Consider the following 10,561-nt stretch of genomic DNA (forward strand, 5'->3'; position numbering starts at 1 on the left):
TAGATGTAATCTTGTTTTAAATAGTGTTGAAAACAAGCTTTTGGCAAGGTGCCTTTTGCCAGTTGTTGCACAAATTCATGCTCAACATATTGCTTCCAATAAGGTTGAGCTTGTTGAATGAGTTGTTCAATCATCTTTTTTCCTTATTTAATTTCTACCGCATATTCTTTCAACGCTAAGGCTTTTGGAATTAAGCCTTTTTGTTGCATAAATTCTGCCATTTGTTGATAACGTTTAACGTCTAATTGGCGAGGTTTATTGGCTAAGAAGGGGAGCGTGTCTTTCCACGCTAGTTGGTTTAATAGCGTGTTGAGTTCATTCGGTTTATAGCTGACAAAGGCTTGCCACGCTTCATTGGGGTGAGCTTGCAGATAGCTTGTGGCTTGTTCAAGTGCGGTCAAAAATGCAGATGTTTTTTTATCTGTTACGCTGTTTTTATTGGCAACTAAAATCAATTCATCATAAGCAGGCACGCCATATTGTTCCGGGAAGAATGCGATACCTTCTTGCTTTTCTAAAGCAAGCTGATTGAGTTCAAAATTACGAAATGCACCAATCACAGCATCCACTTGTCCAGTTAAAAGGGAGGGCGAAAGCGACCAATTTACATTCACTAATTCCACATCTTTATTGCTTAAACCAATAGAATGAAGCATGGTGTCAAGCAATCCATCTTCAAAACCGCTAACAGAATACCCCACTTTTTTACCTTTTAAATCAGCAAGGGTTTTCAAATTGCTCTTTTTTAGTACCACTACGCTATTTAATGGATTTGAAATCAGTGAACCCACTCGCACTAAAGGTAAGCCTTCTGCCACTTGTTGATAAAGCTGAGGTTGATAACTCACGGCTAAATCAACTTTTCCTGCCGCCGCTAATTTTGGCGGTAATGCGGGATCAGCAGGTTCAATAATTTTAACCTCAAGGTTATTTTTTTCAAAAAAGCCTTTTTGTTGAGCTACAATGATGGCTGCGTGATCGGGATTTACATACCAATCTAGCATTACGCTGATTTTCTCTTTTGCCAAGCTAGGAAGAGCGAGCATTAGCCCCATTACAAAGCTAAAATAACGGATGATTGTCTTCATTTTTTTCTCCTTTAATGAAAAGTTAAACAGACCAAATAAAACGGTGTAATAGCCAATCAATGCTGAAATATAAACAGAGTGAAATTGCTACTAAAATAAGCAAGGCAGCAAACATTAAATCGACTTGCATTCGGGCATTGGCGTGAATCATCAAATACCCCAACCCTTCAGACGAACCTACCCATTCGCCTACCACCGCACCAATCGGGGCAACCGAAACCGCAATACGCAAGCCCGAAGCAAAAGCAGGCAAAGCCGCAGGTAATCGCACTTTAAGCAATAAACGGAAGGGGGAAATGTTAAAGGTTTTCGCCAAATCGAGCCACGCTTGTGGGGTGTTGCGTAGCCCATCATAACAAGCTGCCGTGACGGGGAAGTAGATAATCAGCACCGACATCACAATTTTGGATGCCATTCCATAGCCAAACCACAACACCAACAACGGTGCGATGGCAAATACGGGAATCGCTTGCGAAATGACCAAAATCGGTAATAACACGGCGGAAATTTGACGAGAAAATGAGAGCAACAACGCCGAAATCAACCCAAACAGAAAGCCTAACAACAGCCCTAAGCAGATTTCTAACACCGTGACTTGCGTATGCTGCCAAAGCAGTTCAGCATGTGTGAACAACTGCTGCCCTACAGCTTGCGGTGAAGGCAAAATGTAGTGTGGGAAGCTGCCCAAGGTTGCGACCATTTGCCAGAGCATCAACAACACACCTACAATTAAAAGCGGTTTGAGCAGGCGCATTTTCATTGCTCGCCCCCTAATTCCCGCAATAATTGTTGCTGCAACGCCCATAAATTGGCTTGATGCAACTCACGCGGGGCGTTACCTTCGGGCAGAATCACCGCCGACAATGCTGTTTGATGAGTTTCAGGCGAACGCAGCACAAAAATACGATGGCTTAGCCGCAATGCCTCTTGTGGATCGTGGGTCACGAGCAGCACTGATTTATCTTCGAGCAATTCAAAGGCTAAGTCTTGAAGTTGATGGCGACTGATGGCATCAAGAGCGGAAAAAGGCTCATCAAGCAAAATCAAATCCGCCTCTTGCATTAAGGTGCGTGCCAAGGCAACCCGCTGTTTTTGCCCGCCTGAAAGTTGCGAACAAGGCTTGTGCCAATGTGCTGCCATTCCCACTTTTTCAAGCAACATTTTAGCTTTTTCAGTGGTTTTTGCAGATTTTCGCCCAAATAAGACCGCTTGCAATTGTACGTTATCAACAATTGATAGCCACGGATAAAGTGTCTCTTTTTGAGGCAACCACGCAATACGAACTTTCGGTTCAAATAGGATTTTTCCCTGCACCACGCCTTGCGTTTCAATGCCCGCCAGTAGTCGCAAAAGTGTCGATTTCCCCACGCCTGAACAGCCCAACAAGCTTACCCACTCGTTCGGCAACAGGGTTAAATTAAGATGCTCAAATAACGTCTGCCCGTTAAAGGCAAGACTCAAATCTTGAATACGCACCATCGCTCGCCTCAATGATTAAAGGGAATGCGTAATAAAAAGGAAAGGATAAGAAATGGAATGAAAAGAAAATGGATTTATTGGCATATTAGTTTCCTACGTCAGTGCTAACTGTTTCAGGTTCACGGGTATCATCTCAGCCTTTCGGCACCCCGACTAAAAATTGTTGGTAAGTTTACGCTTGTTTTGGGCAGAATACAAGTCTAATTAAAATAGTATCAAATAAAAGATACTAAAACAGCCTCAAATGAGGCTGCTTATACATGAACTATACTAAAAGAAAGAATTAAGCGTTACCGCCAGTGATTTTCGCTACTTCTGCTGCGAAATCTTCTTCTTTCTTCTCAATACCTTCACCCACTTCTAAACGAATGAAGTTAGTTACTTTAGTATTCACTGATTTTAAGTAATCGCCTACAGTTTGTGAAGGATCCATTACGAATGCTTGACCTGTTAATGAAACTTCGCCTGTAAATTTCTTCATACGACCTTCAACCATTTTCTCAGCAATTTCTTTTGGTTTACCTGAGTTGATTGCGATGTCGATTTGGATTTGACGTTCGTGTTCAACCACATCTGCTGAAACATCTTCTGGGTTTACGAACTCAGGTTTAGATGCTGCAACGTGCATTGCTACTTTACGTAATTCTTCTTCAGAACCTTCACCAGCAACTAATACACCGATTTTCGCACCGTGTAAGTATTGAGCAATTACTTGACCATCTAAGAATTGAACACGACGGATTGTCATGTTCTCACCGATTTTCGCTACTAATGCAACACGTTGTTCTTCGAATTTCGCTGCTAATTCTTCGATTGAGATACCTTTGTTTGCTACTGCATAGTCTGCAACTTCGTTCGCTAAACCGACGAAACCAGCATCTTTTGCTACGAAGTCAGTTTGGCAGTTCATTTCAACTAAAACACCGAAACCATTAGCAATACGTGCTAAGATAACGCCTTCTGCTGCAGTGTTACCTGCTTTTTTAGCTGCTTTAGCTTGACCAGATTTACGCATGTTGTCGATTGCTAATTCGATATCACCGTTCGCTTCAACTAGTGCTTTTTTACATTCCATCATACCTGCACCAGTACGTTCACGAAGTTCTTTTACTAATGATGCTGTGATCTCAGCCATTTTACTATTCCTCAGAAATGAATTTTAGATAAGAGAAAGCAGGGATTACTTTTCAGCCCCTGCTCTCAGATGATTTAAGGGCTATGCCTTATTTCAAAATAACGATTATTCTGCGTCTACTACTAATTCAGCTTCAACGTTTAAACCTTTACCTTCTTTGATTGCAGCTACTGCTGAATCTAAGTAAAGTTGGATCGCACGAGTTGCGTCATCGTTACCTGGGATGATGTAGTTTACGCCATCTGGTGTAGAGTTAGTATCAACGATAGCGAATACAGGGATACCTAAGTTGTTTGCTTCTTTGATAGCGATATGTTCATGGTCAGCACCGATTACGAAGATCGCATCTGGTAGGCCGTTCATGTTTTTGATACCACCTAAGCTTAACTCTAATTTTTCTAACTCACGAGTACGCATTAACGCTTCTTTTTTAGTGATTTTGTCAAAAGTACCGTCTTGAGTTTGAGCTTCTAAATCTTTTAAACGTTTGATTGATTGACGTACTGTTTTCCAGTTAGTCAACATACCACCTAACCAACGATGGTTTACGTAGAATTGTTGGCAATCTACTGCTGCTGCTTTAACGGCTTCAGACGCTGCACGTTTTGTACCTACGAATAATACTTTACCGTTATTGCTTGCAATACGAGTTAATTCTGCTAATGCTTCGTTGAATAATGGTAATGTTTTTTCAAGGTTTACGATATGAACACCATTACGAGCACCGAAAATAAATGGTTTCATTTTTGGATTCCAGTAACGAGTTTGGTGACCGTAGTGAACGCCTGCGTTAAGCATATCGCGCATAGAAACTTGTGCCATAAGAATTTTCCTTTAAAGTTGTTTGCCTTGCCACTTATGAAAGACAAGACGGGGTTTAGCCTCCATCTATCCTAGAAAACCGACCACAAAGTAGCACCCCAATTTCTAGTTTGATGATAGATGTGTGTTTTTGTGTTGAAAAATAAGTTCTGTTTTCTATCTAAAATAGATAAAAAACGAGGTGTATTATGTCAAAAAAAATGGCGAGAATCTAGCACAATTTGCAAGCGGTCAAAAAAATTTAACCGCTTGCAAATAAATTAGCTATAAGTACATTCAAAGCGTGGTTTGCCTAAGGTTATCTGCTTATTATGGAACTGCTGAAGTGTGCACCGATGCCCCACGCTGATAATAATACTCTCTGGCAACCAATGTTTAATTGTGAGATATAACATTGCCTCCGTTGGTTCATCTAATGCTGATGTCGTTTCATCTAAAAAAATCAATTGCGGTTTTGCCAACACAATACGGACAAAAGCAACACGTTGTAACTCCCCTGGTGAGAGAGTAGCTTGCCAATCCATATCCACATCTAATGCATTAGTGTATTTATCCAATGAACAGACTTCCATTGCCTGACGAATTTCAAAATCAGTGACCTTCAAATTTGGATAACAAATTGCCTCACGCAATGTTCCCTCTGGCATATAAGGGCGTTGAGGTAAAAACAGCGGTTTATCTAAACAAGCCTGTTCTGCCACACCAAAAGTCTCAAATGGATAAATTCCCGCTAAGGCCTTTAACAAGGTTGTTTTCCCTGCCCCAGACGCACCTTGAATTAACAAGGCATCACCTGCCTGCAGTTCAATATTGATATTTGAAAGCAAAATCTGACCGCTTGCATCCTTGATTCCAAAGTCACGTAAGTAAAACCCTTTTTGTGCAAGGATAAGTTGGCTGACTAGGAAGGCTATCCAAATGATCAAGTGTAGTAAAGAAACCGTACAGACGGTTTAGTCTTGCCTGATAGAGCGTAAATTCTTCATAAAACAAACGGAAAAACGACAGGGCACGCATCAAACGGTTAAAAGATTGCACAGTTTGATGCATATCACCAAGTGTTGCCTGCCCTACAAAAAATCGAGGTGCTTGTAACATTAACGGTAAAATCATCGCTGTTTGAGTTACCCCTGTATTAAAGCCATCCAACCCTAACATTCTTCGTACAATCTCCCAGCGATTTTGAATAATGAAATTAAACCGTTCGTGCAAGTGGTTTCTCTCTTTCTCTTCGCCAGAATAAAACGCAATACTTTCCGCATTTTCACGCACACGAATAAGCGAATAACGGTAATCCCCTTGCAACTTCTCTTTATTAAAGTTTAAACGAATAAGCGGACGACCAATCCAAACCGAAAGTGCAGTTGCAACAAGAATAAAAATATAGATAAAAAAGACCACGCCTTTAGGAATTTCCAAGCCAAACAGCATTAGCAACCCTGACAACCCCCACAAAATAATGGTAAATTCGATGGTCGCAACAATCGCATTGAGCACACCTTTTACCGCTGAAACCGTGCCAGAAATAAAGGCTGAAGCATCTTGTTCGATACGTTGATCTATGTTGTCAGGTAGATCTTTTTGGTAACGAAGCAGATAATAATTTTTATGATCGAGCCAACGATTAAGCATTTCTGCATTCAATTTTTCAAGCCATTTAATTTCAAAGGCTTGCGTGATCAGATAGTTCACTATGGAATGGGTAATTTTAACCAACACAAGTAAGGCGTTAATACCCGCAAAAAACCAGAAAGCATCGACTGCTTTATCTTGCAAAGATTTATACAAACCGTTGTAGAAATAGGTGTTGAGCACGCTAATTCGTACTTCTAGCAGCACAAAAAGCAAGAGCAAAATAATCAGTCCTAAGGTTTTCCCTTTATGACTTACCGCCCAAGCAGGCTGTGCTACTCGCCAAAATTGCTTGCCAAATTTCGTTTTACGCAAAAAAGAAAGTGCGATGGATAATCCTACTAAAAGGAAAACCAACGCACCCATTAACCAAGAAAAGCTGTTATTTAATTCTGTTTGCCAATTCATTCTGCTTCCTAAATAAAAGAACGGAATTGCGAATAATTCACAATTCCGATTAGTTTATTTTATCGGGTAAAATGCGATTGTCAATTACTGCCCCAAAAGCGACCAACATATAGGCAAAAAGAAAACCAGAAATATCGCTATTTCTGGCTTAAGAAAAGTAAAGAAGAATTATGAATTATCCGCCATATCACCTTCTTTTGGGTCGCTTTCTAAATCTGTTCGAACAGGTTTTTCTGTCGTTTCCTCTTTATTATTGTGTGATGGGCCTTGTGTTGGTTTATCATTCCAACCAGACGGCTCTCCCACTGGACGGCGTGCCATTAAGTCATCAATCTGTTTGCGATCAAGCGTTTCATATTTCAATAACGCATCTTTCATTGCGTGTAAAATGTCGATATTGTCTTCTAACGTTTGTTTTGCACGGTTATAGTTACGATCAATGATTTTACGCATTTCGGTATCAATCAATTTTTGCGACTCTTCTGAAACGCCTTTGATTGCCCCCATACCATCTTCATTTTGATAGAAAATTGGACCAAGCTCTTTTGAGAAGCCCCATTGTGTTACCATTGCACGTGCAATTTGGGTTGCACGATGAATATCAGACGAAGCCCCTGTAGTAATTTTATCTTCACCGAAAATCAAACCTTCTGCAATACGCCCTGCAAATAAGGTAGAAAGTTGGCTTTCTAATTTGGTAAATGTTTCACTCACACGGTCGCCTTCTGGCAAAAATTGAGCAAAGCCTAATGCTTGACCACGTGGCACAATAGTCACTTTATTAAGTGGATCATGTTCTGGCATTAAGTAACCGACGATAACGTGCCCTGCTTCGTGGTATGCGGTGTTGATGATCTCTTTTTCTGTCATCGTATTAGAACGACGTTCAGGCCCCATATTGATTTTATCACGGGCTTGTTCGAAATCTTCCATCGTTACTACTCGGCGATTTTTACGTGCAGCAAATAACGCAGCTTCGTTTACCAAGTTCGCTAATTGTGCACCCGAATAACCCGGGGTACCACGCGCAATTTGCATTGCATCCACGCCCTCTGCAAGCGGTACTTTTTTCAAGTGAACTTGCAAAATTTGCTCACGCCCTTTCACGTTTGGCAAATCAACAGTTACTTGGCGGTCGAAACGACCAGGACGGGTTAATGCATCATCTAATACGTCCGCGCGGTTAGTTGCCGCGATAATAATCACGCCTTCAGAACCTTCAAAACCGTCCATTTCAACCAACATTTGGTTTAAGGTTTGTTCGCGTTCATCGTGACCACCACTGAAGCCTGCACCACCACGCTTACGCCCGACCGCATCAATTTCATCAATAAAGATGATACAAGGGGCATTTTTCTTCGCTTGTTCGAAAAGATCACGAACGCGGGAAGCTCCTACACCGACAAACATTTCCACAAAGTCTGAACCAGCCATTGTAAAGAATGGCACTTTAGCTTCGCCCGCAATCGCTTTCGCTAGCAAGGTTTTACCTGTACCTGGAGGACCAACCATTAAGATCCCTTTTGGAATACGCCCGCCCAATTTTTGGAATTTGCTTGGATCACGCAAGAAATCAACCACTTCGCCCACTTCTTCTTTCGCTTCATCACAACCAGCAACATCTGCAAAAGTGGTTTTAACTTGATCTGCAGTCAACATTTTCGCTTTGCTCTTACCAAAGCTAAATGCACCTTTACCGCCACCGCCTTGCATTTGACGCATATAGAACGCATAGAAACCAATTAAAAGCAACATCGGGAACCACGAAATTAAGATTTGCGTTAATAATCCGCGACGTTCTTCTGGCTGACCTGTTACCGTTGCATCTGTTTTAGATAAATCCGCTAACAAATCACGGTCATACATTGGCATCACAGTTTGATATTTCGTGCCATCTTTTTTGGTCACGTTAATCGTTTCACTGTTGCTCGTCATATCTACATCTTTTAATGTATTCGTACGAATATCATTTAAGAAAGTCGAATATGCCACCGAGTTATTGGCATTGTTGCCAAAGTTTGAATTGAAACCTTCAAAGGCAGTCATCAATACAATCGCAACCACTACCCAAAGGATGATATTTTTCACAAAATCGTTCAAGATTAAGCCCCTACACTACTAGAAAAATAAAAAATGAAGATTAGCCTTTATAGCCCGTTGCCACAATATAAACTTCTCGTGAACGATCACGAGAAGCCTCTGGTTTACGGACTTTTACGGTACTAAACATCGCTCGAATATCACGCAAATATTCGTCAAAACCTTCACCTTGGAATACTTTGACCACAAAACTGCCTTTTGGTGCCAATACTTGACGGCACATATCTAACGCTAATTCCACTAAATACATTGCACGTGGAATATCAACCGACGGCATTCCGCTGAAATTCGGTGCCATATCTGACATTACCACATTCACCATATCATCACCTACACGCTCAAGCAGTGCATTTAACACGCTCTCTTCACGGAAATCACCTTGTAAGAAATCTACACCAACAATCGGATTCATATCTAAAATATCACAGGCAATAATACGTCCTTTCCCGCCAATTTGAGTGACTGCATATTGAGACCACCCCCCTGGTGCTGCACCTAAATCCACCACGGTCATTCCTGGTTTAAACAAGCGGTCTGTTTTTTGAATTTCATCTAATTTGAAATACGCTCGAGAGCGTAGTTTCTGCTTATGTGCCTTCTGCACGAATTGATCTTTAAAGTGCTCCGCCAACCAACGTGACGAGCTGGCACTACGTTTTCTTCCCATTCTGCCTTATTCTCTATTAAACGTTGTCTGTTAATTTGTTAGTGTACCATAATAAGGACTATTTATCGCTATTCAAGTAAAGAAGTTGATTTCTTTAATAGCTTTTACATTCTTTAAACAATTTTTCTACATATTTTACCTAAGCATTTGAGGGCTAGCAAACGATTGCTTAGTTCTGCATTTTTATGATTTACAGGAGCAGAAAAGCCCTGTATAATTCGCCCGCAATAATTTCTAGCACAATTTTTATTTTATTAAGGAACTATTGCAAATGTCTTTACGAATCAAACAAGAAGCCCTTACTTTTGACGATGTTCTACTCGTCCCAGCGCATTCTACTGTGCTGCCAAATACAGCCAATCTTTCAACCAAGCTCACTAAAGAAATTACTTTGAATATTCCTATGCTTTCTGCTGCGATGGATACCGTAACTGAAACCAAACTTGCAATCTCTTTAGCGCAAGAAGGTGGCATTGGCTTTATTCATAAAAATATGACGATCGAACGCCAAGCCGATCGCGTGCGTAAAGTGAAAAAATTCGAAAGTGGTATTGTTTCTGAACCTGTGACTGTTTCTCCTGATTTAACTCTTGCCGTACTTGCTGAAATGGTGAAGAAAAATGGCTTTGCAGGCTATCCTGTTGTAGATGGGGAAAATAACTTAATCGGTATTATTACTGGTCGTGACACTCGTTTCGTAAAAGATTTACATCAAACCGTTTCGCAAGTAATGACAAAAAAAGACCGCTTAGTAACGGTAAAAGAAGGGGCAACTCGCGAAGAAATCTTAGCATTAATGCACCAACATCGTGTTGAAAAAGTATTGATGGTCAATGACAGCTTTAAACTGAAAGGAATGATTACCGTTAAAGACTTCCAAAAAGCAGAACAAAAACCAAATGCGTGTAAAGATGAATTTGGTCGTTTACGTGTTGGTGCTGCGGTTGGCGCAGGTGCTGGCAATGAAGAACGTATTGATGCATTAGTGAAAGCAGGCGTAGATGTACTGTTAATTGATTCTTCTCACGGTCACTCAGAAGGCGTATTACAACGCGTTCGTGAAACTCGAGCGAAATATCCAAACTTACCTATCGTTGCGGGTAATGTAGCAACAGCTGACGGTGCTATCGCACTTGCAGACGCAGGCGCAAGTGCAGTGAAAGTAGGTATTGGTCCTGGTTCAATTTGTACAACTCGCATTGTAACTGGTGTAGGTGTTCCACAAATCAC

The 10,561-nt window shown here is 41.0% G+C and carries 8 protein-coding genes, 2 pseudogenes and 1 riboswitch; of the genes and pseudogenes, 1 reads left to right on the plus strand and 9 read right to left on the minus strand.

Annotated elements, in window-relative coordinates; all coding sequences use genetic code 11:
- From KH943_RS07045 to rlmE, 9 genes and pseudogenes are all read right to left on the minus strand, one after another.
- Positions 1–134 (minus strand): annotated as a pseudogene (locus KH943_RS07045) (thiaminase II); the annotation flags it as partial.
- 9 nt (positions 135–143) lie between these two features.
- The gene (locus KH943_RS07050; RefSeq protein ID WP_304109453.1) at positions 144–1,088 is read right to left on the minus strand and encodes an ABC transporter substrate-binding protein; all 945 of its coding nucleotides are present in this window, start codon (positions 1,086–1,088) and stop codon (positions 144–146) included.
- Positions 1,089–1,110: 22 nt separating this feature from the next.
- Positions 1,111–1,848: an ABC transporter permease gene (locus KH943_RS07055; protein ID WP_304109455.1), complete on the minus strand. Its 738-nt coding sequence runs from the start codon at positions 1,846–1,848 to the stop codon at positions 1,111–1,113.
- Entirely contained in the window at positions 1,845–2,567 is a 723-nt protein-coding gene (locus KH943_RS07060; protein WP_304109458.1) for an ABC transporter ATP-binding protein, read from the minus strand. The genes KH943_RS07055 and KH943_RS07060 overlap by 4 nt, the downstream gene beginning before the upstream one ends.
- A 73-nt stretch (positions 2,568–2,640) precedes the next feature.
- Positions 2,641–2,729, minus strand: a riboswitch (TPP riboswitch).
- A gap of 121 nt (positions 2,730–2,850) precedes the next feature.
- Positions 2,851–3,702 (minus strand): translation elongation factor Ts, encoded by an 852-nt coding sequence (gene tsf, locus KH943_RS07065; RefSeq protein ID WP_005706306.1) that lies wholly within the window; start codon positions 3,700–3,702, stop codon positions 2,851–2,853.
- Positions 3,703–3,807: 105 nt separating this feature from the next.
- The gene (rpsB, locus tag KH943_RS07070; protein WP_304109462.1) at positions 3,808–4,524 is read right to left on the minus strand and encodes a 30S ribosomal protein S2; all 717 of its coding nucleotides are present in this window, start codon (positions 4,522–4,524) and stop codon (positions 3,808–3,810) included.
- 260 nt (positions 4,525–4,784) lie between these two features.
- Positions 4,785–6,564 (minus strand): annotated as a pseudogene (locus KH943_RS07075) (ABC transporter ATP-binding protein/permease).
- 168 nt (positions 6,565–6,732) lie between these two features.
- Positions 6,733–8,664 carry an ATP-dependent zinc metalloprotease FtsH gene (ftsH, locus tag KH943_RS07080; RefSeq protein ID WP_304109464.1) on the minus strand — a complete coding sequence of 644 codons (1,932 nt, stop codon included), beginning with the start codon at positions 8,662–8,664 and terminating at the stop codon, positions 6,733–6,735.
- Between the two features lie 40 nt (positions 8,665–8,704).
- Positions 8,705–9,331 (minus strand): 23S rRNA (uridine(2552)-2'-O)-methyltransferase RlmE, encoded by a 627-nt coding sequence (rlmE, locus tag KH943_RS07085; protein ID WP_304109466.1) that lies wholly within the window; start codon positions 9,329–9,331, stop codon positions 8,705–8,707.
- A gap of 271 nt (positions 9,332–9,602) precedes the next feature.
- Here rlmE and guaB point away from each other — a divergent pair.
- The coding region (guaB, locus tag KH943_RS07090) for an IMP dehydrogenase (RefSeq protein WP_304109469.1) at positions 9,603–10,561 on the plus strand (959 nt) is incomplete at its 3' end.

Source organism: Haemophilus parahaemolyticus (genome assembly GCF_018373095.1).
Lineage (GTDB): Bacteria > Pseudomonadota > Gammaproteobacteria > Enterobacterales > Pasteurellaceae > Haemophilus_A > Haemophilus_A parahaemolyticus_A.

Bases quoted from the DNA above. Each gene is read 5' to 3' on its own strand.
- KH943_RS07055 (WP_304109455.1), bottom strand. From the start codon at position 1,848: ATGAAAATGCGCCTGCTCAAACCGCTTTTAATTGTAGGTGTGTTGTTG.
- KH943_RS07050 (WP_304109453.1), bottom strand. From the start codon at position 1,088: ATGAAGACAATCATCCGTTATTTTAGCTTTGTAATGGGGCTAATGCTC.
- KH943_RS07060 (WP_304109458.1), bottom strand. From the start codon at position 2,567: ATGGTGCGTATTCAAGATTTGAGTCTTGCCTTTAACGGGCAGACGTTA.
- tsf (WP_005706306.1), bottom strand. From the start codon at position 3,702: ATGGCTGAGATCACAGCATCATTAGTAAAAGAACTTCGTGAACGTACT.
- rpsB (WP_304109462.1), bottom strand. From the start codon at position 4,524: ATGGCACAAGTTTCTATGCGCGATATGCTTAACGCAGGCGTTCACTAC.
- rlmE (WP_304109466.1), bottom strand. From the start codon at position 9,331: ATGGGAAGAAAACGTAGTGCCAGCTCGTCACGTTGGTTGGCGGAGCAC.